The following is a 26,916-nucleotide window of genomic DNA, read 5'->3' on the forward strand; positions in this document are numbered from 1 at the left end:
CGGCGACAGCCTTCCCGGACCGTTGAACCGGGGAAAGACCATGACACAACCAGCCGACGGCGGCCTGCCCGAGCCGGAGGGAAAGACCATGACACGACCAGCCGGCGACGCCGACCTGCTGCGCGTGGAGATGGGGGTCATCTGGCGGCTCGACGGCCGAGGGCGGCTGACCGGCTCCTTGGATGACGACGTCCCGCCGACCCTGGTGGTCGGGGTGGCCGCCGACGGCCTGGCCGCCACCGTCGCCGCCGACGTGCCCGACGACCTGTCCGCGCAGCTCCTCACCCTCATCGCCGCCGCCTCGCCACCTCCGCCCGTCCTCGACACCACCAACCGCCCACCGCTTCCACCCACCCCGAGCACCACCGACACCCCGCCGCCTCCGCGCGCCCTCATCGCCGACGACGCCCACGCACCTCCGTTCGGGGAGCCGCCGACCGTCCTGGAGCGGTGCCGCGCGCTCCTGGGCGAGGGGTTGGCAGTCTCCGGCGGGCCTAGTTATCTGGTCTGCCCGCCGATCCGGTTCGACACCGCCGCCCGCGTCCTGCGGTCCGACGATCCGGCGCACGCCAGGCTCGTCCGTCCCCTGCGTCCAGGCACCTGGGCCCCGGAGGAGTGGGACGAGCTCGTCGGCGGCGGGGCGGGGGCGCCATGGGCGATGATCGTCGAGGACGGGCAGGTCGCCTCCCTCTGCCACAGCGCGCGCAGAACCCCCGAAGGGGCGGAGGCCGGCGTGTGGACCGCACCCGAGTTCCGCGGCCGGGGCTACGCCGCCGCGACCACCGCCGTGTGGGCCGATCTGCTGCCCGGAACCCGCCTGTTCTACAGCACGAGCGCCGGCAACCGCTCCTCCCAGAGCGTCGCCGCCCGGCTCGGGCTGCGATGCGTCGGCTGGCTCTGGAAGCTCACACGCTGAGGCCGCTGTGCAGGACCTCCCGCTCCCACTCCCCGCGCGGCTGGGTGTGCAGGCGCCAGTAGTGCTCGGCGATGTCGTCGGGGTCGAAGCCGGTGCCGGGCGCGACGGGCCCGTCGACGGTGACGCTCGCCACGTGGACGCCCGAGGGTCCGTACTCCTGGTCGAGCAGCTCCACCAGCGTGCGCACGCCGGACTTGCCGAGAGAGAGGCTGACATACCCCGCCTTGGGCGTCGGCATCCCGCCGGTCACGAGGAACGAGCCGCTCCCGCGCCGCGCCATCGCGGGCCCGACATGGGCGGCGGCGATCAGCGCGCCGACCACGTCGACCGCCCAGGCGTCAAGGTGGGCGCGCACGGTCGCCTCCGCGACGGTGTCGGCCCTGACGATCGCGGCGTTGTAGACGACGACGTCGGGCGTGCCCAGCTCGGCCGTCGCCGCGTCGAGCGCGGCGCGCAGTGCCGTCTCGTCGGCGGCGTCGGCGGTGTACGTGAGCGCCCCCTCCTTGAGCCGGACGGCCTCCAGGCTTTCCCGGGTACGCGCCACCAGGGCGATCGGCATCCCCTCGCGTGCGAACCTCCTGGCGACCGACCGTCCGATCCCCGGCCCCGCTCCGATGATCACCGCACCCGGCATCATCCACTCCTTCGCGTTGTTGCGTGTGATACGCGCGACGCTAGGGCGTCACATCCATGTGAAGGTCAAGGGGGACGGCATGCGCATCGGCGACCTGGCTCGGGAGACCGGGGTGAGCAGGCGGCTGCTGCGGTACTACGAAGAGCAGGGGCTGCTCAGGCCGGAGCGGCTGCCCAACGGCTACCGCGAGTACGGCGAGCCGGACGTGGCGGCCGTTCGCCACATCCGCGCCATGCTCGCCGCCGGGCTGCCGACGGCGGTCATCGCCCGGCTGCTGGAGTGCGTCCATGACGTGGGCGACCTGATGGTGGTCAGCTCCTGCCCCACCATGCTGTCCAGTCTGCGGCGGGAGCGGCGGCGCATCACGGAGTCGATCGAACGGCTGCGGGCGACGCAACAGGCACTCGACACCCTGCTCGACACCGCCCTCGGACAGCCCCGATAGACAACCCTGTGGGGGTTGCCGGCCGGGAACCGTGCCCCGAGGCCCGTTACGGGCGCAGGTCGCTCCTCACGACGCCCGTGTCCAGGTCGTACGGAACCGAGAGGTGCTGGTGGATCATCACCAGGCGCCGCTCCGCCGCACCTCCCGCTCCCCGTTCCCTTCTCCCTCCTCAACGAAGGTCCCGTCGTCGGTGAGGGGGAACGAGTGGTGCTCGTGCGCGACGACCCACCGCCCGCCCTCCTTGCGCAGGCCGAGCGTCAGCCGCATCCGGTTCCTGGCCACGTCCTCGGGCATGCCGCAGCGCAGCAGGGCATGGGCGAAGGCGACGTCCTCACCGGCGGTGACGTCAAGGGACTCGATCTCGAACACCGCCCCGTCGGCCTGCCAGGTGAAGAAGGGCGGCCATGCCTTCCGGTACGCCTCGATGCCGTGGACGTTCTCGGGCACGTCGTACATGACGATGTCCTCGGCGTGCTCGGCGGCGACGGTCTCCAGGTCGCCGAGGTGCACCGCCTCGGCCCAGCTCTCGATCAGGGCGCGGATCTGCTCGTCGTTGGTCGGCATGGCACGGTTCCTTCCGGGTCAGTTGCCTCCGTCAGGGGTAGAACCCGGGCCGTCGCCGGAAATCATCGCGGGAAGTGCGAACGCGCCGAAATCGGCGTCCAGGAACGACACCACCTCCGCGACCCGCATGCCGCGCACGACGAGCACGTCCACCCCGGCCGGGAGGAAGGCGGCGCGGTCGTCGTCCCACATGTAGGTGCCGAAGGCGAGCTGGCCGTTCGCCCGCGTGGGCAGGAACCGCCAGCGGTGCCGTAGCGGCCCGTCGAGCAGGAAGGCGCGGATGGCGTCGTGGCCCGCGTACCAGGCGGTCAGCGGCGGCATCGAGAACTTCGCGTCCTCGGTCAGCATCGCCACGATGGCCTCGACGTCGCCGGCCTCCCAGGCGCTCGCATACCGCCGCGCCAGCTCCCGCTGCTCGGCCTCGTCCGGCCGAGTCGTCTCGGGAAGCAGGTCGTCCAGGGACTTCCTGGCCCGCTGGAGCGCGCTGTTGACCGCCGCGACCGTGGTCTCCAGCAGGTCGGCGGCCTCGCGGGCGGCGTAGCCGAGGACGTCGCGCAGCAGCAGCACGGCCCGCTGCTGGGCCGACAGGTGCTGCAGCGCCACCACGAACGCCAGCTCCACGCTCTCCCGCGCCACGGCCCTGGCCTCGGGCGACAGCTCCGCCGTCCAGCTCATCAGCCGATCCGGGTACGGCTCCAGCCACGCCACCTCCGCCGACGGCCCGCTGAGGTCGGCGGGCAGTTCGCGCCGGGCCCGGCGTTCGATGAGGGTCAGGGAACGATTGGTGGCGATCTTATACAGCCATGGCCGGATCGACCCCCGATCCTCGAACCTCTCCAGGTTGCGCCAGGCACGATCCAGCGTCTCCTGGACGGCGTCGTCGGCGTCGTGGAAGGAGCCGAGCATCCGGTAACAATGCGCGCGCAACTCCCCCCGCAACGGCCCCACGAGCCGGCCGAAGGCGTCCTGGTCTCCCTCTCGCGCCGCAGCCAGCAACTCCATCGTCATGCTCTCCATCGCCCGTCCTCCCCGCGTCGCTGCGGGCTAAGCTACCGCCGGATGCTGACAGACTGCCTTTCGTGCGGCGGGACGGTGGCCCCCGACGGCTTCTGCTGGGACTGTGGCGCTGAGCAACCGGACTTCCGCGCCCATCTGGAAATCACGCTGACCAGCCCCACCACCCCATCCGACCCGCCCACGACCGAACGACCGACGGCGTCCGGCCGGCGCATGGCCGACCAGCACACCGCCCACCCACCCGTGCCCGGACAATCCACGGCAAACTGCGGTCCAGGCCACATGCTCGGGGCCGGGGTCAGCGACCGGGGCAAGCGCCGTGGGCGCAACGCCGACGCGATGGCGCTGGCCACCGCGAGGACGTGGACGATCGGGGTGGTGTGCGACGGCATCTCCATGTCCCCACGCCCCGAGCGGGCGGCCCAGGTGGCGGCGGAGACGGGTACGTCGGCCCTGGCCTCGGCCCTGCGCGCGGACGTCCTGCCGGAAGACGCCCTCACGCAGTCCGCCATCCGGGCGGCCCGCGCGGTCGCCGCCCTGGCCACGTCGGTGCGCGCCGCTCCGGCCTGTACCTACGTGGCGGCCATCGCCGGCCAGGATGGCATCTGGGCCTGCTGGATCGGGGACAGCCGCGCGTACTGGCTGCCCGACGAGGGCACCGCGATGGCCCTGACCGAGGACGACACCGGCGCCCACGACGCCCTGTCGGCCTGGCTGGGCGCGGACGCGCAGGCCCCGGAGCCCCGCATCCGCAGCTACCGCCCCCGAGGCCCGGGCCGCCTGCTGCTGTGCACCGACGGGCTCTGGCGCCACCTCCCGCCCGCCCCCGCCCTGCGCCCGGGTCACGGCGACCTCCTGCAGGACGCCAGGAATCTGGTCGGAACCGCACTCGACGCCGGCGGCCACGACAACATCACCGCCCTGCTCATCCAGGTCCAGGGAATTGAACCGGGAAATGACCAGACGAAATCACGCCATGGATTCAGGTAAAACGTTCGCCGATATAGATAATTTGTATGGATTTTGTATGGAATGTCGATACTTTGAAATCTCGCAAGCCGCATTATCGGCAAATTCGGATGCACAGAGAGAGAGTAGATGCGGAATCATCGATACCTGGGGGCGCTGGTAATCGCCCTGGGAGTCATCACGACATCGACATCTCCCGCCGCCGCGGAGCCGACCCCGTCGGCTCCGCCGACGGCCATACCCTCGCCCACACCGAGCGATCCGCCCGATGCTCCGGAAATCCTGGTCGACAAGGGCTCCAAGTGCACGTCTCCCAAGGGCAAGAAGTTCAACGTGTCCTACAAGACGGGCATTGTCAGCACCACCTTCTATTTCAACAACCACTGCAAACAGCGGCGGTCGTTCAAGGTGATGGGCGCCGCAGGCCAGAAGCCGCCAAAATTCGGCACGCTGGCGTGCATCTCCGTGAACGCCGGGACCAAGGGCAGGAAGAAGGTCGGGCACGCCGGATTCGGCGTCACGCACATCACGTTCGTCAAAAAGTGCTGACGTTCTGAACGGAAATTCATGGCCGGCCTGGGAATTTCTCGCGGGACGGCACCAGGTGGCGAGCGCGGCGCTGGGCGCACCCCGGTGGTGTCAGCCCTTCGCCGGAAGCCGGGCCTGGATGCCGTCGAGGATGAGGTCGAGCCCGAGCAGGAACGCGCCGTCGAAGTCGCCGTACTCGACCTGGGAGAGCGTGGCGAGCTCCGTGACGTGCTCGCGCAGGTGCCGGTAGACCCGTTCGCGGATCTCGGCGTCGGCTTCGGGGGTGCGGATGGTGGCCCACCAGGCGTTCTCCGCGGCGACGTACCCGTTCACGTAGTAGGTGACGGCTCCGACGGCGGCGCTCAGCTCGAAGCCGCTGAGCCCGGCCCCGGCCAGAGCGGTGTGGACGCGGCGGGAGCGGTCGAGCGCGTTGGGGCCGAGCAGGGGGCGGGTGGCGGTGAGCGCGGGCACCCAGGGGTGGCGGCGCATGACCTGCCTGTTCTGCGTGAGCTGCCTGACCAGGACCTCGCGCCACGGGCCCGGCCCCGCGGGTTCGATCTCGCCGATGACCGTGTCGAGTGCCAGGTCGAGGACGTCCTCCTTGCTCTGGACGTACTCGTAAAGCGACATCGTCCCGGCCCGCAGCCGGGCGGCCAGCGCCCGCATGGACAAGCCTGCCTGGCCCTCGGCGTCGAGCAGAGCGACGGCGGCCTCGACGATGCGTTCGCGCGACAGCCGCGGCTTGCGCGCCGGGCCATCCTCGCGCAGCCAGATCGACATGCGTAGACCTTCCCGTGCGGTGTACGGAAAACCGTACGACCAGCCTACCGAGCCGGACAGCCACTCGGGGTCATCCTCTCGCGCCGCGCGATCAACTGCTCGACGCCGTCGAGGAACGGAACACGAAGTCGCTGTCCTCCGCCCAGCCGTCCGCGCCCGCAACGCGCACTGAGGGAGGCACCCCGCAGGGCACCTCCCTCAGTGAAGGACATCCAGGGTCAGGGAGCCAGCCCCTCCAGGGCCGCGTCCACCACGCGTTCGGCCAGATCCGACGGGAGATCGCCGGCCGGCCCCCACTTGGTGTGCCACAGCATGGCCCCGGACAGAACCGCCACGCACATGTCGACGCCCAGGTCGGCCCTCAGCTCGCCGGTGGCGATGCCGCGTTCGATCACGGACCGCAGCGCCTCCTTGCGCGGCTCGACGGCCCGCTTCATGAAGCGCTCCATCAGCCGGGGGTAGCGGTCGGCCTCGTTCATCGCGATGTTCATCACGCAGCGGTTGCGCCGGTTGCCCGCCTCTTTGCGCATGGCGTCCAGCAGGCTGATCAGGTCGTCGCGCACCGACACCCCGGTGAGCGGCGGCAACGGCGCCTTGAGCGTGGACAGGGCGTCCACGATGAGGTCCTCTTTGCTGGACCAGCGCCGGTAGATCGTCGTCTTGCCGACCCCCGCCTTCGACGCGATCGCCTCGATGGACAGCTCGGACACGCCCATGCCATCGCCGATCAGGTCGAGGGTCGCCTCGATGATCGCCTTCTCCGCCTTCTCGCTGCGCGGCCGCCCCGCGGGCCGGGCAGTCCCTGATTCCTGGATCGTCATCGCGGCCTCACACTACCGCTGGTTCCTTCGATTCCGCCTGCTGCACGGGGCGCGCTTTGCCGGGCATCCACCTGGCCACCAGCGCGACGCCGAGCAGCGCGATCACGGCCGACACGAGCGCCGTGACATGCATTCCGTTCACGAACGCGGTGAACGCGGGCTTGACCAGCGCCTGCCCCTGCTCACCGAGCGTCTGGGCGACGCCCATCGTCGCCATGATCGACTCACCGGCCGAGTGCTGAACGTTGGAGGGCAGCCCGGCCAGCGCCGGCGCGATCTCTCCGCGGTAGCTGGACGACAACACCGAGCCGAGCACGGCCACGCCCAGCGCGCCGGCTACCTGACGGACGGTGTTGCTCATGGCCGATCCGACCCCTGCCTTCTCCCTGGGCAGCGACTCCATGATAGCCGTGGTGGCGGGCGGCATGATGTTCGCCATCGCGGCACCCTGGACGAAGAAGATCACCTCGATCAGCCAGATGGGCGTGTTCTGGTCCAGGAACGCGTAGCTGCCCAGGGCCGCCGTCACCACGAGCATGCTCACGGTGGCCGACAGCTTGGCGCCGAACCGCTCGTTCACCCGCTGGCTGAGCGGCGCGAAGATGAGCTGCGCGGCGGCGAACGGGATCATCAGCGCGCCCGCCTGTATCGGCGTGAAGCCCAGCACGATCTGCAGGTAGAACGTCAGGAAGAACATCCCGCCCATCATCGCGAAGAAGACGATGCCCATCATGCCGATGGCCGAGCTGAAGCGGACGTTGGAGAAACTGCGCACGTCGAAGACCGGGTGGTCGATGCGCCGCTCCCACCACACGAACAGGCCCAGCACCACCAGGCCGATCACCGTGGGCACCAGCACCTCCGCGCTCGCCACCGTGGCCAGCTCGCCGCCGCGGATGATCCCGTACACGATGGCCACCAGGCCGATGATCGACAGGATCACGCCGACCGGGTCCAGCTTGGACGGCTTCGGGTCACGCGATTCCGGCACGATGGTCGCGATGAGGATCATGCTGATCACCACGATCGGCACGTTGATCAGGAAGACCGAGCCCCACCAGAAGTGCTCGATCAGCAGGCCGCCCGTGATCGGCCCGATGGCCACCGCGAGCCCCACGCCACCGGCCCACACGCCGATCGCCTTGCCGCGCTCGCCGGGTGGGAAGACGTTCGAGATGATGGCCAGCGTCGCCGGCATGATCGCCGCCCCGCCGATGCCCATCGCCGCCCTCGCCAGGATCAACTGCGTCGGATCCTGCGAGTAGGCGCTGGCCAGCGAGGCCAGGCCGAACAGCGCCATGCCGATGAACAACATCCGCTTGCGCCCCGTCCGGTCACCGATCACGCCGAACGTGAACAGCAGGCCGGCGAAGACGAGCGTGTAGGAGTTGATCGCCCATTCGAGCTGACTCTGCGTCGCGCCCAAACCGACTGTCTTGTCGGCGATGGTCTTCATCGCCACGTTGAGGATCGTGTTGTCGAGCACGACCGCCAGGAGGCTGAAGACCAGAACGCCGAGGATGGTCCACCGGCGTGGATGTCCCGTGTTCGGGTCCATGAAAGGTCCTTAATTTCGATACGCTTAAGTTTCGCAACGACACCGTATCGCAAGGCATTCCGATACGCAACGGTCCCGTTTCGTAAACACCAGGTAAACACTCCCAGACCAGCCCATACACCGCCAAGACACCCATGAGGCGAGCCTCACCCGTACGCCCCATCACGAGGCGCTCGACGGCTCCCCCTCGCTCAACGCCCAGATGTGGATGCGCCGCTGCGGGCACGACCGCCGATCCTGGCAGCCGCAAACCAGAACAGATAAGGCCAAATGGGCAAGCACCATGCACCTCGGCGGGTGGCGTCCCCCCAGGACCACAGCCCAGACGGACGCCCCCGCAATCCGCCCTCGATGCGTCACCGCGCCACTTCGCCCGCCACGAAGACGCCGGCCCACCGAACGCGGGCAGGACGCACATCGTCCGGACCTACCGCGTCCCGGCCCACCACCATCAGGGGGACGCGGAACCAACCCGTCGTCAACGCAGCTTCACCGATGGGCGCGACGCCCGCGCCGGCCCCCGTGCCGGACCTCCTCTGCGGTCACCAGCGGAGGAGAGTCCGACGTCGGCGCGTGCGTCGCGTCACGGAACTGGGCTAGTTGACTGATTCCTGCGGTTTGGTCTCCATCTCGGCAAGGACCGCCGCGCCCCCACGCGCACTCGCCTCGCCGTCCCCGAGAGCGAGCGCACTCTCGCCGAATGCGGGCACCTCGGACCCCATGACGGGCTCAGCTCCCTTGGCGCGCGTAGCCGTCTCCGCCCCCATCATGGCCTCGGCTCGCACGACCTGCTCCGCCACGGCGGGCGCGCTGGCGGCATGTTCGTCCAGCGCGGCTGCCGTCTCCAGGCGGGCGGGCGCGGGGGCGGGGCGGCGGCGCCAGAACGGGGCGGCGACCAGGACCATGACCACGCCCACCAGGCCCGCCACGACGAACGCCCACTCCGGGCCGCTCCCGTCGATGACGGCTCCGGCGATGGGGGCCGAGATGGCACCGCCGATCAGGAGGGCCGTGCCGTGGAAGCCCATCGCCTCGCCCCTGGCCCCGGAGGGCACCCAGCGGCTGAGGACGTCGACCGTGGACGACAGAGCCGGGGCGCAGAGCAGACCGGCGGGCAACAGGGCCAGGACCAGCCAGTGCCAGTCTTCGCCCACCAGGCCCACGGGGATGGTCAGCAGGCCCATGCCGGCGATGAGCACCAAGGGCGACATGCCACGCGAGAGGCCGCCATACACGAACCCGCCGACCAGCGAGAACACACACCAGATGCCGACCGCCAGGCCGATCCACGCGGTCTGGCCGGTGTGGTCCATGGTGGCCACGAGGGAGAGCTCGGTCGCCGTCAGCACGAACGTGGCCGCCGCCGTCGTGCCGAGCAGCGCCACGAACGCGGGCGTCAGCCACTGCCGCCGCGGCGTCGCCCGCTCCGCCTGCTCCTCCAACTCGGCGGCCGACCGGGTGGGCGGGTTGAGGACGATCAGGCCCACGCCCGCGACCGTCATGCCGACCCCGATGACCGTCATGGTGATGCCGCTGCCGAGCGTCGTCAGGCCCGCCACCGCCAGCGCCGGGCCGGTCATGTAGGACAGCTCGACCAGCATGGAGTCCAACGCGAACGCGCTGCGCCGCTGAGCCTCCGGCACCAGGGCTGCCAGGCACTGCCTCGTCACGCTGAACACCGGCAGCCCCAGCAGCCCCGCCAGCGCCGCCGTCCCCACCAGGACGGGGAACGGCAACGCCCACGCGCACGCCCAGAATGCGGCCTGCGCGGCCGTGGTCACGGTGACCACGGGACGCAGGCCGTACTTGTCGACGAACCTTCCCGACAACGGCGAACCGATCGCCATGCCGACGGTGCTGGCGAGCGTGATCAGCCCCGCCTTGGTGTAGCCCAGGTCGAGCATCTCGGCGACGTGCAGGGTCAGCGCCATGCCCGTGGCCGTGGTCGGAACCCGGGCCAGCAACCCCACTAACAGCAGGGTGGGGACGCCCGGAATTTTGAGCAGTCGTCGGTAGGGGTCGAGAGCCATGGTGTGTGTTACCTCCGGGTTGATTCTGGCAAGAGGCACCGACAGTTTCGCCACAGGTTTTCTTCCTGCGGGTTTCGCCCCGAAGGCTTCTCTCTGACGCTTCCTCACCGGAGGTTTCCTCCCCGACCGTCTCCCCCGGTGGTTCCTGGCGGACGGTTCCCGATCGGCGATCGCCGGCCGATGCCCGTTCGCTGGCGGCTCCTCGCTGGCGACCGCTGGTTGGCGGTTCCTCGCCGAGGGATTCTCCCAGCGCGTCCCCGCCTCGGCCCAAGCCGCTCGGCCGTGCCCCGGGCCGCCTCCCGCACCACGGACCACGCCCACCAGAAGAGCGAGCACCAGGCACGCCGGCGCTCGCCTCCTCGCGTCGGGTCGCCCGTTCCCGTCCTGCCCGGGGTCGGCGAGCGGCAGGTCGGTGGCGCGTCTGCGACGCCTGGACCGGCCCGTGTCGAGCCTGTGGCCTCCGTTACAGCCGGCGCCCAAACCGGTCAGCTCTGCCGCCCCGAGCCTGAATGGGCGGGCGCGTGACATCATCGGAGTGAGTCCGGGGACGCAAACAGGGCGCCTCGAGACGTTCTGGAGGTGCTACGCATGTCCTCTTCAAACATGCTGTACGGCGGGATCTCAGGTCGGCGGGTCACGGTTCGCGATCTGCTGGCGGCCAAGGAACGCGGAGAGCGGTGGCCCATGGTCACGGCCTACGACGTGATGACGGCCAGGGTGTTCGATCAGGCGGGCATCCCCGTGCTGCTGGTGGGCGACTCCGCGGCCATGGTCGTCTACGGCTACGATTCCACGCTGCCCGTCACGGTGGACGACCTGTTGCCCCTTACGGCGGCCGTCGTTCGCGGCTCGTCGCGCGCGCTCGTGGTCGCGGACCTGCCGTTCGGTTCGTACCAGTCCTCGCCCCAGCAGGCGCTGGAGTCGGCGGCGCGGTTCATGAAGGAGGCGGGGGCGCACGCGGTCAAACTGGAGGGCGGACGCCGGGTTCTGCCGCAGGTGGAGGCGCTGGTGGCGGCGGGCGTGCCCGTCATGGCCCACCTCGGGCTGACCCCGCAGTCGGTCAACGTCCTGGGCGGTTATCGCGTACAGGGGCGGGGGCAGTCGGGCGAGGAGCTCATGTCGGACGCCAAGGACCTGGAGCGGGCCGGGGCGTTCTCGGTGGTGCTGGAGTGCGTGCCCGCCGAGCTGGCACAGCGGGTGACGACCTCGCTGGCGATCCCGACGATCGGCATCGGGGCCGGGGCGGCGACGGATGCGCAGGTGCTGGTGTGGCAGGACCTGATGGGGCTCACGCCGCGTCCGGCCAAGTTCGTCAAGCAGTACGCCGATCTTGCCAATGAAATGGACCGCGCGGTCCGGGCCTTCGCGGCCGACGTGACCTCAGGGGCTTTCCCGGCCCCCGAACACACCTACAGCACCTGACCCACCCCCTGCGAGTGCCCGAACCCGGTCCCCACCGCTCCCACACCCCACCCCGGCCACCGGCCCTCCGACACCCCGACGGCCCGTTACGTCCGATGCCCGGAGGCCGATGGTCCAGAGACCGGAGGCCAGGGGCGGTGGATGAGTCGGGACGCACGGCGACGGGAACCAGGCGGGGCCGGATGAAGCCGGTGGCCCTCGTTCAGCCGATGGCGAGGGTGGCGGGGTCGGTGTTGGCGCCGCAGAGCACGACCGCCACCCGCTCCCCCGCCTCCGCCCGGTACCCCCCGGACGACAACGCCGCGTACGCAGTGGCCCCCGCGTGCTCCACCGCCACCCGATGCCGCCGCCACAACTCCCGCCGGGCCGCCACGATCGCCTCGTCGCCGACCAGCACGCTGGACACCCGAGACGACGAAAGCACCTCGAAGGCGACGCGCCCGAGCTGCGTGGCCCCGAGGGCGTCGGCGGCCACCCCGCGCACGGGGACGGGCACGGGACGCCCCGCCCGCAGCGCGTCGTGCAGCGTCGGGATGCCTTCCGGCTCCACGGCGACGATCCGCGCGGCGGATGAGCCGATGGTGACGCCCGCGGCCAGGCCGCCCCCGCCGACGGCCACGAGGATGGTGTCGACGCCCCCGGTCTGTTCCATGATCTCCAGCCCGACCGTGCCCTGCCCGGCCACGACCTCGCCCTGGTCGTAGGCGTGCACGACCAGGGCCCCGGTCTCGGCGGCCCGTTTGGCGGCGGCCTCGGCGGCGTCGGAGTAGATGGCCCCGGTCTGCGTGATGTGCGCCCCGAGGGCTTCGAGCCCCGCCACCTTGACCGGGCTGGTCACCTCGGGCACGAAGATCTCGGCCCGCGCTCCGAGCTCCCTGGCCGCGTACGCCACGGCCAGCCCGTGGTTGCCGCCGCTGGCGGCGATGACCCCGCTGCCGGGCAGCTCTCCGGCGGACAGGATGCGGTTGAAGGCCCCGCGCACCTTGAAGGACCCGGAGTGCTGCAGCGTCTCCAGCTTGAAGTACACCCCGGGAGAGACCTCCAGCACGGGTGTGCGCAGCGCGAGCCCGGAGATCCGCCCGGCGGCGGCCAGCACGTCGTCATAGGTGACGGTGGTCAACGTTTTCCCCCTTGGATCGGACAAAGGCTACGACAGGGCCTGGAGCACGTCGGCCCACAGGTCCTCGGGATGCTCGATGCCCACGGCGATGCGCACGGTTCCCTCGCCGATGCCGCTGCGTGACAACTCTTCCACGCTGAGCGAACGGTGGGAGGTCGTCGCGGGGTGCAGCACGTGGGTCGTGACGCCGCCCAGGGAGGGCGCCAGGTGTGCCAGGCGTACGGCGCCCATGAACCGCTCCCCCGCCGCCCGCCCGCCGGCCAGGTCGAAGGAGAACACCCCGCCGAACCCGGACAGCAGCTTGCGTCCGAGCTCGTAGGACGGGTGGGAGGGGAGCCCCGCCCAGTGGACGGCGGTCACCGCCGGGTGCGCGGCCAGCCGGGTGGCCAGGTATTCGGTGTTGGAGCAGTGGCGTTCCATGCGCAGCGCCAGTGTCTGCAGCCCGCGCAGCGTCAGCCACGACGTGAACGGCTCCGCCGAGGCCCCCAGCTCGATCGCGAAGTGCCAGACCTTCTGGTAGAGCGCCGGGTCGGCGAAGACGGCGAGCCCGCCGACGATGTCGGTGTGTCCTGACAGGTATTTGGTGGTGGAGTGGAGGACGATGTCCGCGCCGTGCTCCAGCGGCCGGCACAGCAGGGGCGTGGCGAAGGTGTTGTCCACCACCGACAGGATTCCCAGCTCGCTGGCCACGGCGCACATTCCGGGCAGGTCGGCCACGAGCGTCATCGGGTTGCTGATCGTCTCGAGGTAGACCAGCCGCGTCTCGGTCCGCACGGCGGCGCGCAGCGCGTCGGGCTCGTTCTCCGGCACGTACGTGACCGTGATCCCGAACCTGTCCACCAGGTCGTTGATCATCGCGGCCGTCCCGCCGTAGAGGGAGCGCTGGGCCACCAGGTGGTCGCCGGGCTTGAGCAGTCCGAGCAGCACGGTGTTGATCGCGCCCATACCCGACCCGGTGGCCAGCCCGTGGGCGCCTCCTTCGAGCCCAGAGACGGCCGACTCCAGCGCGCGGACGGTGGGGTTGGTGTAGCGGCCGTACACGAACGCGCCGTCGGGACGCCCCATCGCGTCGCCCATCACGGCGGGGTCGTCGAAGATGAATCCGGACGTCTGGTAGATGGGCACGGACATCGGCCTGCTGTCCTCGACGGCCGGCAGGGGGATGTGCACGACCCTCGTTTCGGGGTTCATGAGTCAAGGATGTCCCGCAGCGGGCTCCGGGGTCAGAGCCAATGCGGCAGAATTGGTCCATGGCTGGAGCCAATCTTGACGACCTGGTCGACCTGCTGGGCCGGTGGGCGTCGGGCCGGGGCCCGCTGTACCTGCTGCTGGCCACCAGGCTGCGGGCGCTGATCGACGACGGCGTGCTGGCCTCCGACGAGCCGCTCCCACCGGACCGCGTGCTGGCCAGACGTCTGGCCGTGGGCCGGGGCACCGTGGTCGCCGCCTACGACCTGCTGCAACAGGACGGCCGCGTGGTACGCCGCCAGGGCAGCGGCACCCGGGTGGCGCCGCTCGACCTGCCAGCCACGCGGACGGCCGACGGCGTGGTGGCCAACCCGCTGCTGCAGCACATCCTGCACCCGCCGGACGGGGTACTGCTCCTGACCTGCGCCGCGCCCCTCGACCCGCCGCAGGTGCTGTTCGAGGCGTACGAGGAGGCCGGCGCGCGGCTGGCCCGCGTCCACGACCTGGGTTACCAGCCGGCGGGCAACCAGGCGCTGCGGGCCGCGCTGGCCGCGTACTACACCGGGCGCGGCCTGCCGACGACGCCCGAGGAGATCATCGTGACGACGGGCGGGCAGCAGGCGCTGACGCTGCTGACCGGGCTGCTGGTCGCGCCGGGCGACCTGGTGGCGGTCGAGCCGCCGGCGTATCCGGGGGCTCTGGAGGTCTTCCGGCACGCGGCGGCCGTCATCCGTCCCGCGGACCTGCGCGAGCGCCCCGCGCTGGCCTACGTCGTGCCCACCCTGCGCAACCCGGACGGCGCCGTCATGGACAACCCCTCACGCCGCAGGCTGGCCGCGCTGGCCGCCGAGCACGACGTGCCGCTGATCGACGACGAGGTCCGGGCCGAGCTGTGCTTCTCGGGCGAGACGCCGGCGCCGCTGGCCGCGTTCGGCCGGGGCGAGCACGTGATCACGGTCGGCTCGATGAGCAAGCTCGTCTGGGGCGGGATGCGGGTGGGCTGGATCCGCGCGGCGGCGCCGCTGGTGTCGCGGCTGGCCAGGCTGCGGGCCGTGCACGACCTCGGGGGCGAGGTCTTCAGCCAGCTCGCCGCCGTCGCCCTGCTGCGCCGCCTGCCGGAGATCCGCGCCGAGCACGTCCGCGTGTTGCGGCGGCGGCACGACCACCTGTGCGCCGAGCTGCGCGCGCACCTGCCGGCCTGGACGTTCGAGCCGGCGCTCGGCGGCCAGACGCTGTGGGTGCGGATCCCGCACGGCGACGCCGACTCCTTCTCCCAGGTCGCGCTCAGGCACGGGGTGGCCGTGGCGCCCGGACGCTCGTTCGACCCCCTGGGCGGTCACGCCGACCACATGCGGCTGCACTTCCTGTTCTCCGAGCAGGAGCTTTCGCGAGCGGTGAACAACCTGGCCGCGGCCTGGGCGGTCTACGATGGATCGGCCCGTTCGGTGTCTCGTCGCCCCCTCTTCGTCTGACAGGGTGGAGGGATGGAGACGACCTTCGTACTCGTGCACAGCCCCTCCGTGGGGCCGTCGACCTGGACGCCCGTCGCCGAGTCGCTGGAGCGCCGCGGGTTCGCGGCCGTGGTGCCAGACCTGACCGGTGTGGCGGCCGGCGATCCGCCGCACTGGCAGCGGGTGGTGGCCGCGGTGCGCGAGGCCACCCCCGGCACCTCCGTCGTGCTGGTCGCGCACAGCAACGCCGGGCTGTTCCTGCCGCTGATCAAGGAGGGGCTGGGCGACAAGGTGGTGGCGTGCGTGTTCGCCGACGCGCACCTGCCGCCGCGCGCCGGGCTGATCAAGGCCGCCGAGGAGACGTTCCTGCCGTTCCTGCGCGGCCTGGCGGGCCCCGACGGGGTGCTGCCGCGCTGGACGGACTGGTGGGACGAGGAGGACGTGGTGGCCATGCTGCCCGACCCCGCGATGCGGGTGCGGGTGGCGGGCGAGCAACCGCGGCTGCCGCTCGGCTTCTACACCCAGCCCATCCCGGTGCCCGCCGGGTGGGACGACGTCCGGTGCTCGTTCCTGTGGTTCGGCCCGCCGTACGACGGGGTGGCCGAGCAGGCGACCGGGCGCGGCTGGCCGGTGACCCGCGTGCCGGGGCTCCACCTGCACCAGCTCATCGACCCCGAGGGCGTCACGGACGCGCTGCTCAAGCTCTCCAGGAAGTCGTGAATTCTTCACTGTCGCCGGAGATCGCCCGCCACGACAGTGGAAGGCATGAAAACGATTGAAGTGAGCGGGCTCGGCAAGAGCCACCAGGGGTTCGAGGCGGTGAAGGGCATCTCGTTCGAGGTGGCGCAAGGGGAGATCTTCGCGTTGCTCGGCAGGAACGGCGCGGGCAAGACCACGACGATCGAGGTGCTGGCGGGCTTCCAGCGGGCCGACAAGGGCTCCGTGCGCGTGCTCGGCCTCGACCCCGTCGCCGACCGCGCGGCCGTCAGGCAGCGCGTGGGAATCATGCTGCAGGAGGCCGGGTTCTTCCCCGACCTGACGGTCGCCCAGACCGTCGACACCTGGCGCGACTTCACCGCCGCGCCCCGCCCCCGCGACGAGGCGCTGGAGCTGGCAGGGCTGACGGCCAAGTCCGGCACCCGGGTGCGCCAGCTCTCCGGCGGCGAGAAGCGCAGGCTCGACCTGGCGCTGGCCCTGCTCGGACGACCCGAGGTGCTCTTCCTCGACGAGCCGACCACCGGCATGGACCCCGAGGCCCGCGCCAGGACGTGGGCCGTCATCCGCGACCTGGCCGGGCAGGGCACCACGATCCTGCTCACCACCCACTACCTGGACGAGGCCCAGCGCCTGGCCTCCACCATGGCGATCATGGACGCGGGGACGATCGTGGCCTCCGGCGGGATGGCCGAGACGCTCGCGGCGCAGAGCGGACGCGTGACCTTCCGGCTGCCCGCCCACGTCGACCCTGCCGACCTGCCGCTGCCCGTCACCGTGGACGGCGACCAGGCGATCTGCCAGGCCCAGGACCCTGACCTGGCCGCGCAGACGCTGCTGACCTGGGCGGCCGGGCGTGGCCTGCGGCTGGCGGGCCTGGAGGTCCGCCCCGCCACCCTCGAAGACCTCTTCCTCGGGAGCGTGCGATGAGCCTGACCGCCACCTACCGCCTCGGCACGCGCCTGTTCTGGCGCGACAAGCCCATGTTGTTCGCCTCGGTGGTCACGCCCGTCGGGCTGGCCGTGGGGATGCCGCTGCTCATGCGGCAGGTCGTCAGCCCTTCCGCCGCCGCGGCGATCTTCCAGGGCTCGCTGGCGATCCTGCTGTCGATCACCGCGTTCATGAACATCGTGGTCACCCTCACCACGCGCCGCGACCAGCTCGTCCTCAAGCGGCTGCGGGCCGGCCGTCTGACCGACGCCCAGATCCTGCTCGGCCAGATCGCGAGCACGGCCACGCAGACGGTGGTGCTGATCGCGGTGTGCGCGGTGGCCGTGCGGCTGGCGGGCGTCGCGCTGCCGCAGAACCCGCTGCTGTTCGCGGGGGCCGCCGTCGCGGGCGCGGTGGTGTCGTCCCTGCTCGGCGCCGCCTACACGGCCGTGATCCCGCGCACGGAACTGGCGGCCGCGTTCACCATGCCCGTCTTCCTGGCGGCCGGGGTCGCCGCCGGCGCGATGGGCCCGATCCCGCTGCCGTCGTGGCTGCAGGCGGCGCTCGACCTGCTGCCCACCTCGGCCGTGGTGCACGCCGTCAGGACCGGGGAGGCGGCGCTGCCCGCCCTGAACCTGGCCGTCTGGGCGGTCGTGGGGCTGGTCGCCCTGCGGTGGTTCCGCTGGGAACCGCGCAGGTCATAATCGTGGCCGTGGTCTCCTCCTCCGCCAGAAGGCTCGCCGGCGGCCTCATCACGGCCGTCTCCGTCGTCTACACGATGGTCGCGCTGACGTACTTCGTGCAGGACACGTTCTGGGGCCTGATGGCCGTGCCCGCGATAGTCGCGGTCGTCGGCACCCACTATCTCAACATGCGGGCGGGGCTGCGCGGCGAGCGGCCGCCCCGCTTCCCTGCCACGCTCGTGCTCCAGGCGGTCGCCACCTACCTGCCCGACGTCCTCCTGCCGGGCGGCATGTCGGGGGTGACCGCGCCGCTGCTGGCCGGGACGGTGCTGGTGTTCCTGCCGCTGGGCTGGGGCGGCGCGCTGGTGGGGCTGATGATGGTGTACGAGGGCATCGGCCTGTCCATGATGTTCGGCCTGCAAGGCTCTGTGCTCACCTTCTTCTACTTGGCCACCGTGCCCACGACGAGTGCGATGATCTACGCCCTGGTGCGCTTCGTCCGCGTGACGGCCGAGCTGGAGGAGGCCAGGGCCGAGCTGGCGGACGCGGCGGTGCTCAAGGAGCGGCTGCGGATCTCCCGTGACCTGCACGACGGGCTCGGGCGCAGCCTGACCGCGATCGCGCTCAAGGGCGACCTGGCCGCCCGCCTCATGGAGCGCGACCCCGCCTCGGCCCGCTCCGAGGTGGGCGAGCTGGTGCAGGTGGCCAGGGAGGCGGCCCAGGACGTCCGGCAGGTCGCCAGGGGCTATCGGGCGATGTCGCTGGCCGGCGAGGTCAACAGGGCGATGGCGCTGCTGGAGTCGTCGGGCGTCGGCGCGCAGGCCCACCTGGCCGACACGCCGCTGCCGAGACGTTCCGAGGAGGCGCTGGCCTGGGCGGTGCGCGAGGCCGTCACCAACGTGCTGCGCCACAGCAGGGCCACGACCTGCACGATCACCACGTCGCTGCACGGCGGGCGGCTACGGTTGGAGGTCGCCAACGACGGCGCCGCCCCCGAGGCAGGCCCCGCGGGCGGCGGTCTCACGGGGCTGGCGGAGCGGGCCGCCCAGGCGGGCGGCTCGTGCGCCGCCGCGCCGACCGGCGCCGGCGGCTTCCTGCTGGCCATGGAGGTGGCCGCGTGATCAGGGTGCTCCTGGCGGAGGACATGCACATGATCCGCGCCGCCCTCACCGCCCTGCTCCGCCTCGAACCCGACATCGAGGTGGTCGCGGAGGTCACCCGGGGCGACGAGATCGTGCCCTCGGCCATGGAGGTCCGGCCCGACGTCGCGGTCGTGGACATCGACCTGCCCGTCCTCGACGGCATCACCGCCGCCGCCACGCTGCGCGAGCGCCTGCCGTCCTGCCGGATCCTGGTGCTCACGGCCATGGGCCAGCCGGGCCACGTGCGCAGGGCGCTGGCGGCGGGCATCGAGGCGTTCCTGGTCAAGGACGCCCCCGGCGACCGGCTGGCCGATGCGATCAGGCGTACCGCCGCCGGGCTGCGCGTGCTGGACGCCGAGCTGGTCTCCTCGGCGATGGAGTACGGCGAGAGCCCGCTGACGCCACGCGAGGCGACCGTGCTGCGGCAGGGCGCGGCGGCCGAGGCGGCCGAGGAGATCGCCGCCCGCCTGCACCTGTCGCCCGGCACGGTACGCAACTACCTGACCGGCGCCATCACCAAGACCGGCGCCCGCAACAAGATCGACGCCATCCGCATCGCCGAGGACGCCGGCTGGCTGTAGCAGCCGCCCGCCAAGCCGCAGAGGCCCGTAGCAGGCGCCCGCCGAGGACGGGGAGGCCCTGTTGCAGGCGCCTGCCGAGCCGAGGAGGCCGGTTGCGCGCCATAGATGCCCCAGGTGCCTCAATAGCCTCAAATACCCAAATGCCTCAGATGCCCCAAGTGCCTCAGGTGCCCCAACCTCAGATGTCGGTGATGCGCAGCCCCGCGTGGGCCTTGTAGCGGCGGTTGACGGAGATGATGTTGGCGGTGAGCGCCTCGACCTGGTGCGCGTTGCGCAGCCGCCCGCCGTACACGCCCCGCACCCCCGGGATCGCCTCGGCCAGCGCCCGCACCGTGTCGGTCGCCTCCCGGTCGTCGCCGAGCACCAGCACGTCGAGGTCGACCTTGTCGACCGCCGGGTCCATGAGCACCACGGCCGACACATGGTGGAAGGCCGCCACCACCCGGCTGTCGGGCAGCACCGCCGCGGCCTGCTGCGCCGCGCTGCCCTCCTCGACGGGCAGCGCGTAGGCGCCCTGTTTGTCGAACCCGAGCGGGTTCACGCAGTCGATCACGATCTTCCCGGCCAGCTCGCCGCGCAACGACTCCAGCAGCGCCTTGTGCCCCTCGTACGGCACCGCCACGATCACGATGTCGGCACGGGCCGCGACGTCGGCGTTCTCGCCCCCGCCCGCGCCCGCGCCGATCGAGTCGGCCGCCTCTTGGGCGCGCTGCGCGCTGCGCGAGCCGATGAGCACCTGGTGCCCCGCCAGCGCGAACCGCCGCGCCAGCCCCTTCCCTTGGTCACCGGTGCCGCCAAGGATGGCGATGGAAAGCCCGTTCAGCTCAGTCATACCTGCATCATGCCAGCCGCCGGCCGGGCCATGGCGGGGGCCCGGCCGGCGGCCGAGCTCAGCAGTTGCCGGAGGCGGGCAGGCCGAGGATGCGCAGGGCCAGCCACTCGATGGCCAGCGGCCCTCCCTCGACGGCCCCCGTGACGTGATCGGGCGCGGGCAGGGTGGTCCAGCGCACTTTCACTCCGGCCCGGCAGTACTCCGAGCGCAGTGTGGATCCCACCGCCAGCGGGATGATCTGGTCGCCGCGCGCGTGGTAGAGGAACATCGGCACCTTCGGCGCGATCGCGCCGAGGCGGTTCTCGCCGAGCCGCGCCAGCCACTTGGGCTGGTTGAGCAGGTCGACGGGGCTCAGGTCGGCGAAGCTGAGCCCGGCGAGCTTGTCGAGGTCGCCCACGCAGTCGTCGGCGGCGTCGTCGAGCAGGGCGCGGCCCCGGGCGTTCAGGTCGGCGTCGAGGTTCAGTTCGGGGTAGGCGGCGTCGTACCCGATGCCCGCCGCGGCGCCCAGGCCGAAGTCGGGGCCGCCGTCCAGGTGGTCGGCCACGGCGTGCAGGTCGGCGGGCACGCCGCCCGCGGCCACGCCCTTCAGCCGGAGCTCCGGCGCGTACGCGGGCTGCAACTGCGCGGCCCACCCCGCCGACGCGCCGCCCTGGGAGTAGCCCATGACGGCGACGGGCGCCCGGTCCGACAGGCCGGATCCCGGCACGCGGATGGCGGCCCTGATCGAGTCGAGCACGGCGTGCCCCTGCGAGATCCCGGCCATGTAGGTGTGCCTGCCGGGCGTGCCGAGGCCCTCGTAGTCGGTGATCGCCACCGCGAACCCCTTGAGCAGGAACAGGCTGACCAGCGCGAGCTCGGCCTCCTTGCCCTGGCTCATGCTGACCGAGGGGGCGCACTGGTCGCCGAGGCCGTGCGTGCCGACGGCGTACCCGACGATGGGGCGGGCACCCAGCGGGTAACCGCTCTTGGGCACCAGCAGCGTGCCCGAGACGGTGTTGGGCGCGCCCGTGGCGGAGGTCGAGTTGTACAGGATGTGCCAGGCGTTGACCGGCACTTCCAGGAGCTTGCCCGGCAGGAGGTAGACGGTGGTGGACCGGGCGGAGACCACGTCGCCCGGCGCCGCCGCGTGGGCCGGGGCCGCGACGAGGGAGATGATCGATAACAGGATCATGGACATGCTGACGCGCACACGTAAGGTCATGTGCCGCCCCTCTCCGTGAGGAATACCCTTGGGACGGCGGCGCCGCGAGAGGATCGTTACCCGGGAGTAACTCCATGTCAAGGCCCGAAATGATGGGGAAACACACCGTCCATCACTCGCGAATCAGCCACCCCGGGCGTGCGCGTCAGGCACCATGGAACACATGGACTCGGGATCGGTGGCACTCCTGCGCGAGCTCCTGGCCGACACCGGCTGGCTCCAGCAGGCCCGCGAGCTGGGCGTCGCCCTGCGCACGACCCGCTCGCCCGGCGGCCTGCTGCTGGTGGGCACGCCCGACGACGAGCCCTGGCACCTGACCGCCCACCTCGGCGACGAGGCCCGCCTGTCCGGCCTGACGCAGCTCACGCCCACGCTGGTGCGCTGGGCGCCGCCCGCCGACGCGCCACCCCATCTACGCGTCGGCCTCGAACGCCTGGAGCACACGGCCAAGGGCGAGACCCTGTTCGTGCTGTCGGAGCAGCAGGCGCCGGTGCCGCTGCTCGAACGCGTCGACGACGCACGGCGCACCGGGGCGACCATCCTGGCGATCGGGGGCGGCGACACCGAGCTGGCGGGGCTGGCGCACGACTCGATCGCGGTGCCGAAGGACGGGCTGGTGACCTTCGACGGGGCCCAGCACCTGGTGAGCGCGGCGGCCGGCGAGCCGGTGCGGCGCCCGGGCCTGCGCGCGCGCCTGGCCCGTCTCCTGGAGAAGGTCAGCGGCCCGCAGTACACCGACTGAGCGCGACAATTGCCGCCATGGATCTTCTCCTCTCGGCCGTCGGCTGGATCGGCGCCGCCCTGCTGCTGACCGGCTACGCGCTGGTCTCGTCCTCGCGCATGTCGGCGGACGGTGTGGCATACCAGCTCGTCAACCTGGCGGGCTCACTCGGGCTGATGATCAACAGCGCCTACAGCGCCGCCTGGCCGTCGGTCGGCCTCAACCTCGTGTGGGCCGCCATCGGCGTGGTCGCCCTGGTGAAGCTCGCGCGCGTGGGGATGGCCCGATGACCGGGGGCATGGGCACCTTCCCGATCAGGGCCTGCGCGATCGTCGCCTAGTCATCGTCGTCCAGGTCGGCCTCTTCCCACGCCTTGTTGCGGTCGGCGGCGCGCTGCAGCGCCCCGGCCGCCTCCTGTTCGGAGGCGTAGGGACCCATCCGGTCCTTGTTGGGGCAGCCCTTGTCGGGCTCGACCCGCATGTGCTTGAGACAGAACCACCACTGGCCTTCGCTCACAGGCTCAATTCTGCCCCGTAGACTCATGTTTCATGACGACACTGCTCCAGCCCGGGCGAGTTTCGCCCATGCGAAAGGTTCCCGCCCACATCGAGCGGCCGGAGTACGTCGGCAAGAAGCGCCCCAAGACCGGCGAATCCGACGTGAAGACCCCCGAGATCATCGACCGCATGCGGGTGGCCGGCAAGCTCGCCGCCCAGGCCCTCGAGGAGGTCGGCAAGCACATCCGGCCGGGCGTCACGACCGACGAGCTCGACAGGATCGGCCACGAGTTCCTCATCGACCACGGCGCCTACCCGAGCACGCTCGGGTACAAGGGCTACCCCAAGTCGCTGTGCACCTCGCTCAACGAGGTCATCTGCCACGGCATCCCCGACGACACCGTGCTGCGCGACGGCGACATCATCAACATCGACATCACCGCCTACATCGGCGGCGTCCACGGCGACACCGACGCCACCTACCTGGTGGGAGAGGTGGACGATGAGTCGCGGCTGCTGGTCGAGCGCACCCGCGAGGCGACGATGCGCGCGATCAAGGCCGTCGCGCCCGGCCGCCAGCTCAACGTGGTGGGCCGGGTCATCGAGGCGTACGCCAAGCGCTTCGGCTACGGCGTGGTCCGCGACTTCACCGGCCACGGCATCGGCACGAGCTTCCACTCCGGCCTCATGGTGCCCCACTACGACGACCCGTCGCTGCGGGTGGAGCTGGTACCGGGGATGACGTTCACGATCGAGCCGATGCTGACGCTGGGCACGATCGACTACGACATCTGGCCCGACAAGTGGACCGCCGTGACCAAGGACCGCAAGCGCACGGCCCAGTTCGAGCACACGATCCTGGTGACGGAGACGGGCAGCGAGATCCTCACTCTCCCCTGACCCGCCAGGGCACCGCCCCGGTCACCGTCGTGCCCTCGCCGTGCACGCTGTTGACCGACAGGCTCCCGCCGATCTCGGCGAACGCGGCCCGCATCCTGGCGATGCCGCGCCCCGCCCCCGAGGTGGGAAAGCCCCGGCCGTCATCGCTGATCGTCATGCGCAGCCCGCCCCTGCCGACCGTCACGGCGATCGACACGGTGCGGGCCCCGCTGTGCAGTTCGACGTTCGACAGCGCCTCCCGCATCGTGGTCATGACCCCGCTGGAGACGCGCGCGGGCACGTCGGTGGCCGGCAAGGCCCACGTCTCGACCGTGACCCCCGTACGCTCCGACCATTCGGCGAGACAGCTCTCAAGCGCCTCCGCCAGACTCTGGCCCCCGCGCATCCGTGTCTCTTCCGCCACTGGTTCAGCCTTCCTCGGCACCCCGGGCCGCCGCGCCGGTCCCCACTCCGGCGCGCCCTACCGCGCGATGCGCATCCCCCCTCAAGGACCGCACACGCTGGACGGGGTCATACCCGTCTCCCCTGCGAGAAAGGCTACCCGGCAGGTAGGGAGATGTGCAGGGTGAAGACAGCCGGCCATGACCGAACCGCTACTCGCCCTTGTCACCCTTGTTGAGGCGGGCGAGGTAGGCGTTGTAGGAGTCGAGTTCTGGGTCTTTCGCGCCCGCGCGGTCGGCCCTGCGGTCGGCGCGCCGCGCCTGCCTCTCGTCGTCTCTGTACCACTGCATGGCGATGGCCAGCAGCACGATGAGCGTCGGGATCTCCCCGAACCCCCACGCGATGGCCCCGCCGTCCTGCTGTGTCTGCAGCAGGCTGTCGCCCCATGACCGGCCGAGCTGTTCGTACCAGTCGGAGGCGATGACGGTGCCTGTCATCATCAGCGCGATGCCGAAGAACGCGTGGAAGGGCATGGTGACGAAGAGCATCAGCAGCCGGCCGACATGCGGGAGCCGCCCAGGCCCGGGATCGACCCCGATGATCACCCAGAAGAACAGGCAGCCGGTGAGGAGGAAGTGGAGGGTCATCCAGATGTGGCCGAGATGCTCCTTCATCGCCGACTCGAACAGCGGCGTGAAGTAGAGCGCGTACGTCGAGGCGACGAAGATGGACGTCGCGACCACGGGATGCGTGATGATCTTGGTGAACCTGCTGTGCAGGATCGTGGTGATCCACTCTCTCGGCCCCCTGTCGCCGCGCCGGGAGCTTGGCTTGAGCGCGCGCAGGGCCAGCGTGACGGGCCCGCCGAGAACGAGGAAGATCGGCACGACCATGGAGAGCGTCATGTGCTCGATCATGTGGACGTCGAACATGACCTGGGCGTACCTGGCCAGGCCGCTCTGGGTGGCGAACACCAGCAGCGCGACGCCGACGAACCAGGACGCCGTGTACCCCCAGGGCCAGGCGTCGCCCCGCCGCCGCAGCCTGTACACGCCGAGCCCGTAGAGCCCGGCCAGGACGACGGCCACCACGGCGAAGAACAGGTCGAACCACCACAGCGTGAAGATGTTCGCGATGGTCAGCTCGGGAGGCAGGGGGAAGCCGAGCAGCTCGAAGGCCCGGTCGGCGGGGATGCTGAACTCGGGCGGCGGCGTGCGCGACAGCGCCGCGGCCACGCCCATGGTGGCGAGCATGAGGAGCATCTCGCCGCCGGCCAGCCGGGTGAACGCGCGCGGCCGGCCCGCCTCCAGGTCGGCCAGCGTGCGCTGCCGATGCCAGTAGCCGACGTAGCCGAGCAGCACGAAGGCCACGATCTTGGCGAAGGCCAGCAGGCCGTACTCGGAGGCCCACAGGTCGGACACCGAGCCCAGCCGCGCGACCAGCGCGAACACCCCCGACAGCCCCACTCCGGCGTAGCACCACAGCGCCATCCGGGAGAAGCGGGCCGCGGCCACCTCGAGCTGCGGCTGCCCTCGGACGGCGTGCAGGGCCAGGACGGCCAGGCCGCCCACCCACAGGGCGAGCGAGAGCAGGTGGAGCGAGACCGAGGAGGTGGCCAGGTCGTGGTTGGGCGAGGAGGAGGTGTGCCCGGTGAGCGGCGCGGGCAGCAGCGTCACCAGGGCGAACACCAGCAGCCCCGCCGCCGCCCCCGCGGTGATCGCGCCGCGCGAGAACAGGGCGATCGCCACCCCGAACAGCACCACGAGCGTCAGCGCCACGCCCTGCGTGGTCTGGGTGGCGTAGCTGGTCAGGATGGTGCGTTCGAGGATCTGGGGCACGGTCCTGCCGATGGACTCGGCGGCGCCGAAGACGATGGCGAGGAAGGCCGCGCCGGCCCAGGTCAGCGCCGCCCACGAGGCGGCCTTGACGTACTGGACGGCCGTCCTGCCGAGCACACCCTTGTCGTTGGGCAGCAGCGCGGCGGCCATCAGCAGCAGGCCGACGGTGACCACGCCGGCCACGTCCATGGCGAGTTTGGACAGCGGCAGCCCCCACCGCACGACCGCCCCAGAGTCGGGCAGCCCCGGGATGATCCTCGGGAACGCCCGGCCTCCGACGATCATGCCGAGCACCAGGGCGACGATCGCGACGGCGGCGCCGGCCAGCGCGAGCCGCGCGGCCCTGCCGATGACCGCGCTCTGCGCGCCCTGCCCGTCCACGGGCTCCTTGGCCACGCGCGGGCCGCTCATCGCTTCTTGCCCCGGGCGCTGAGCAGGAAGCCGATGCCGATGCCGACGAGCGCGCCGATCACGATGATCAGCCACACGGGGAACGCCACCCCCTGCTCCGCCGAGGCCGTGTCGACGGCCGCGGGCGAGGTGGCGGCGGCCGACGGGGCCGAGCTGTCCTGCGCCGCCGCCGCGGGGGCGGAACCTGCCTGCTCGGGAACGGGCGTGGCCGACGGCGAGAGGGACTCGCTCGGGCTGGGCGCCGGTGCGCCCTTCACCGTGAACGGGATCTCGCCCTCGATAGGGTGGCCGTCGGAGGAGACGACCCGGTAGGCGATCGTGTACTCTCCGTCGGCCAGCGGCCCGTCGAGCGCCTGCGTCACCACCGCCCCGTCGCTCTCGGGCCCGCCGCTCTCGTGCCGGGCGTCACCGGCACCCCGCACGATCACGAATGGCATGCGCACCTTCGCGGTGAATTCGAGCCTGACCTCGTCGAGGGTCTTGACCGTGGCGTCCTTGGCCGGGGAGCTGCTCTTGAGCGCGTCGTGCGCCAGGGCGGGCACGGCGGTGCCGAGCACCAGCAGAGCGGCGAGAATCGCGGTGAGGGCCGCGAGCGGGGATCTCTTCATGACGATTCAAGGCTACCCAGGCCGGTGCCCGGTC

29 protein-coding genes are annotated in these 26,916 nt (G+C 71.4%); 14 read left to right on the top strand and 15 right to left on the bottom strand.

What is annotated here, in order from left to right:
- The first annotated feature begins 40 nt into the window (after positions 1-40).
- Positions 41-916, top strand: coding sequence for a GNAT family N-acetyltransferase (locus ACFOY2_RS47025; RefSeq protein ID WP_379534672.1), 876 nt, complete (start codon positions 41-43; stop codon positions 914-916).
- Here the strand turns inward: ACFOY2_RS47025 and ACFOY2_RS47030 are convergent.
- Positions 906-1,553, bottom strand: coding sequence for an SDR family NAD(P)-dependent oxidoreductase (locus tag ACFOY2_RS47030; protein ID WP_379534673.1), 648 nt, complete (start codon positions 1,551-1,553; stop codon positions 906-908). The genes ACFOY2_RS47025 and ACFOY2_RS47030 overlap by 11 nt on opposite strands.
- A 76-nt stretch (positions 1,554-1,629) precedes the next feature.
- Between ACFOY2_RS47030 and ACFOY2_RS47035 the strand changes: the two genes are divergently transcribed.
- The gene (locus ACFOY2_RS47035; protein ID WP_379534674.1) at positions 1,630-1,995 is read left to right on the top strand and encodes a MerR family transcriptional regulator; all 366 of its coding nucleotides are present in this window, start codon (positions 1,630-1,632) and stop codon (positions 1,993-1,995) included.
- Between the two features lie 117 nt (positions 1,996-2,112).
- Here ACFOY2_RS47035 and ACFOY2_RS47040 read toward each other — a convergent pair whose 3' ends face one another.
- Positions 2,113-2,559, bottom strand: coding sequence for a nuclear transport factor 2 family protein (locus ACFOY2_RS47040; protein ID WP_379534675.1), 447 nt, complete (start codon positions 2,557-2,559; stop codon positions 2,113-2,115).
- Between the two features lie 18 nt (positions 2,560-2,577).
- The gene (locus ACFOY2_RS47045; RefSeq protein WP_379534676.1) at positions 2,578-3,576 is read right to left on the bottom strand and encodes a sigma-70 family RNA polymerase sigma factor; all 999 of its coding nucleotides are present in this window, start codon (positions 3,574-3,576) and stop codon (positions 2,578-2,580) included.
- A gap of 42 nt (positions 3,577-3,618) precedes the next feature.
- On the opposite strand from ACFOY2_RS47045, the gene ACFOY2_RS47050 reads away from it, so the two are divergent.
- A complete protein-coding gene (locus ACFOY2_RS47050; RefSeq protein ID WP_379534677.1) occupies positions 3,619-4,566 on the top strand; it encodes a PP2C family protein-serine/threonine phosphatase in 948 nt (315 codons plus the stop codon).
- Between the two features lie 108 nt (positions 4,567-4,674).
- Entirely contained in the window at positions 4,675-5,094 is a 420-nt protein-coding gene (locus ACFOY2_RS47055) for a hypothetical protein (protein WP_379534678.1), read from the top strand.
- 90 nt (positions 5,095-5,184) lie between these two features.
- On the opposite strand, the gene ACFOY2_RS47060 is transcribed toward ACFOY2_RS47055, so the two are convergent.
- The 4 genes from ACFOY2_RS47060 to ACFOY2_RS47075 all read right to left on the bottom strand — a co-directional run bounded on the left by ACFOY2_RS47060 (position 5,185) and on the right by ACFOY2_RS47075 (position 10,262).
- Entirely contained in the window at positions 5,185-5,853 is a 669-nt protein-coding gene (locus ACFOY2_RS47060; protein ID WP_379534679.1) for a TetR/AcrR family transcriptional regulator, read from the bottom strand.
- 218 nt (positions 5,854-6,071) lie between these two features.
- The gene (locus tag ACFOY2_RS47065; RefSeq protein WP_357805646.1) at positions 6,072-6,674 is read right to left on the bottom strand and encodes a TetR/AcrR family transcriptional regulator; all 603 of its coding nucleotides are present in this window, start codon (positions 6,672-6,674) and stop codon (positions 6,072-6,074) included.
- Between the two features lie 7 nt (positions 6,675-6,681).
- Positions 6,682-8,232, bottom strand: a complete 1,551-nt coding sequence (locus ACFOY2_RS47070) for an MFS transporter (protein ID WP_379534680.1) — start codon at positions 8,230-8,232, stop codon at positions 6,682-6,684.
- Between the two features lie 596 nt (positions 8,233-8,828).
- On the bottom strand, positions 8,829-10,262 hold the full coding sequence (locus tag ACFOY2_RS47075; RefSeq protein WP_379534681.1) for an MFS transporter: 1,434 nt from the start codon (positions 10,260-10,262) through the stop codon (positions 8,829-8,831).
- Between the two features lie 588 nt (positions 10,263-10,850).
- On the opposite strand from ACFOY2_RS47075, the gene panB reads away from it, so the two are divergent.
- On the top strand, positions 10,851-11,684 hold the full coding sequence (gene panB, locus ACFOY2_RS47080) for a 3-methyl-2-oxobutanoate hydroxymethyltransferase (protein ID WP_379534682.1): 834 nt from the start codon (positions 10,851-10,853) through the stop codon (positions 11,682-11,684).
- 202 nt (positions 11,685-11,886) lie between these two features.
- Here panB and ACFOY2_RS47085 read toward each other — a convergent pair whose 3' ends face one another.
- Both ACFOY2_RS47085 and ACFOY2_RS47090 read right to left on the bottom strand, forming a co-directional pair.
- Entirely contained in the window at positions 11,887-12,804 is a 918-nt protein-coding gene (locus tag ACFOY2_RS47085) for a serine/threonine dehydratase (RefSeq protein WP_379534683.1), read from the bottom strand.
- A 27-nt stretch (positions 12,805-12,831) separates the two neighbouring features.
- A complete protein-coding gene (locus tag ACFOY2_RS47090; RefSeq protein ID WP_379534684.1) occupies positions 12,832-13,995 on the bottom strand; it encodes a trans-sulfuration enzyme family protein in 1,164 nt (387 codons plus the stop codon).
- 59 nt (positions 13,996-14,054) lie between these two features.
- Here ACFOY2_RS47090 and ACFOY2_RS47095 point away from each other — a divergent pair, with 59 nt between their 5' ends.
- Genes ACFOY2_RS47095 through ACFOY2_RS47120 form a run of 6 tightly spaced genes read left to right on the top strand, consistent with a single transcriptional unit; the run spans position 14,055 to position 19,493 of the window.
- Positions 14,055-15,464: an aminotransferase-like domain-containing protein gene (locus tag ACFOY2_RS47095; RefSeq protein WP_379534685.1), complete on the top strand. Its 1,410-nt coding sequence runs from the start codon at positions 14,055-14,057 to the stop codon at positions 15,462-15,464.
- A 12-nt stretch (positions 15,465-15,476) separates the two neighbouring features.
- Complete coding sequence (locus ACFOY2_RS47100) at positions 15,477-16,163, top strand: alpha/beta hydrolase (RefSeq protein WP_379534686.1); 687 nt, start codon at positions 15,477-15,479, stop codon at positions 16,161-16,163.
- A 45-nt stretch (positions 16,164-16,208) separates the two neighbouring features.
- Positions 16,209-17,087, top strand: a complete 879-nt coding sequence (locus ACFOY2_RS47105) for an ABC transporter ATP-binding protein (protein WP_379534687.1) — start codon at positions 16,209-16,211, stop codon at positions 17,085-17,087.
- Complete coding sequence (locus ACFOY2_RS47110; RefSeq protein ID WP_379534688.1) at positions 17,084-17,791, top strand: ABC transporter permease; 708 nt, start codon at positions 17,084-17,086, stop codon at positions 17,789-17,791. The genes ACFOY2_RS47105 and ACFOY2_RS47110 overlap by 4 nt, the downstream gene beginning before the upstream one ends.
- A gap of 8 nt (positions 17,792-17,799) precedes the next feature.
- A complete protein-coding gene (locus tag ACFOY2_RS47115) occupies positions 17,800-18,891 on the top strand; it encodes a sensor histidine kinase (RefSeq protein WP_379534689.1) in 1,092 nt (363 codons plus the stop codon).
- Positions 18,888-19,493 carry a response regulator gene (locus tag ACFOY2_RS47120; RefSeq protein ID WP_379534690.1) on the top strand — a complete coding sequence of 202 codons (606 nt, stop codon included), beginning with the start codon at positions 18,888-18,890 and terminating at the stop codon, positions 19,491-19,493. Before ACFOY2_RS47115 ends, ACFOY2_RS47120 begins: the two co-directional genes overlap by 4 nt.
- 178 nt (positions 19,494-19,671) lie before the next feature.
- Here the strand turns inward: ACFOY2_RS47120 and npdG are convergent, their stop codons facing one another.
- Both npdG and ACFOY2_RS47130 read right to left on the bottom strand, forming a co-directional pair.
- Positions 19,672-20,325: an NADPH-dependent F420 reductase gene (gene npdG, locus ACFOY2_RS47125; RefSeq protein ID WP_379534691.1), complete on the bottom strand. Its 654-nt coding sequence runs from the start codon at positions 20,323-20,325 to the stop codon at positions 19,672-19,674.
- A gap of 58 nt (positions 20,326-20,383) precedes the next feature.
- Positions 20,384-21,526, bottom strand: a complete 1,143-nt coding sequence (locus ACFOY2_RS47130) for a lipase family protein (protein WP_379534692.1) — start codon at positions 21,524-21,526, stop codon at positions 20,384-20,386.
- 163 nt (positions 21,527-21,689) lie between these two features.
- Between ACFOY2_RS47130 and ACFOY2_RS47135 the strand changes: the two genes are divergently transcribed.
- Positions 21,690-22,268, top strand: a complete 579-nt coding sequence (locus tag ACFOY2_RS47135) for a hypothetical protein (protein ID WP_379534693.1) — start codon at positions 21,690-21,692, stop codon at positions 22,266-22,268.
- A 17-nt stretch (positions 22,269-22,285) separates the two neighbouring features.
- On the top strand, positions 22,286-22,537 hold the full coding sequence (locus ACFOY2_RS47140; RefSeq protein ID WP_379534694.1) for a CBU_0592 family membrane protein: 252 nt from the start codon (positions 22,286-22,288) through the stop codon (positions 22,535-22,537).
- A 46-nt stretch (positions 22,538-22,583) separates the two neighbouring features.
- On the opposite strand, the gene ACFOY2_RS47145 is transcribed toward ACFOY2_RS47140, so the two are convergent.
- Positions 22,584-22,790 (bottom strand): hypothetical protein, encoded by a 207-nt coding sequence (locus ACFOY2_RS47145; protein ID WP_379534695.1) that lies wholly within the window; start codon positions 22,788-22,790, stop codon positions 22,584-22,586.
- Between the two features lie 5 nt (positions 22,791-22,795).
- On the opposite strand from ACFOY2_RS47145, the gene map reads away from it, so the two are divergent.
- Positions 22,796-23,644, top strand: a complete 849-nt coding sequence (map, locus tag ACFOY2_RS47150) for a type I methionyl aminopeptidase (RefSeq protein ID WP_379534696.1) — start codon at positions 22,796-22,798, stop codon at positions 23,642-23,644.
- On the opposite strand, the gene ACFOY2_RS47155 is transcribed toward map, so the two are convergent.
- The 3 genes from ACFOY2_RS47155 to ACFOY2_RS47165 all read right to left on the bottom strand — a co-directional run bounded on the left by ACFOY2_RS47155 (position 23,631) and on the right by ACFOY2_RS47165 (position 26,882).
- Positions 23,631-24,029, bottom strand: a complete 399-nt coding sequence (locus ACFOY2_RS47155; protein WP_379534697.1) for a sensor histidine kinase — start codon at positions 24,027-24,029, stop codon at positions 23,631-23,633. The two genes, map and ACFOY2_RS47155, sit on opposite strands and share 14 nt — an antisense overlap.
- A 208-nt stretch (positions 24,030-24,237) precedes the next feature.
- Positions 24,238-26,274 carry a cytochrome c oxidase assembly protein gene (locus tag ACFOY2_RS47160; protein ID WP_379534698.1) on the bottom strand — a complete coding sequence of 679 codons (2,037 nt, stop codon included), beginning with the start codon at positions 26,272-26,274 and terminating at the stop codon, positions 24,238-24,240.
- Positions 26,271-26,882 (bottom strand): copper resistance CopC family protein, encoded by a 612-nt coding sequence (locus ACFOY2_RS47165; protein ID WP_379534699.1) that lies wholly within the window; start codon positions 26,880-26,882, stop codon positions 26,271-26,273. Before ACFOY2_RS47165 ends, ACFOY2_RS47160 begins: the two co-directional genes overlap by 4 nt.
- Positions 26,883-26,916: the final 34 nt, after the last annotated feature.

This window comes from Nonomuraea purpurea (genome assembly GCF_042650645.1).
Lineage (GTDB): Bacteria > Actinomycetota > Actinomycetes > Streptosporangiales > Streptosporangiaceae > Nonomuraea > Nonomuraea purpurea.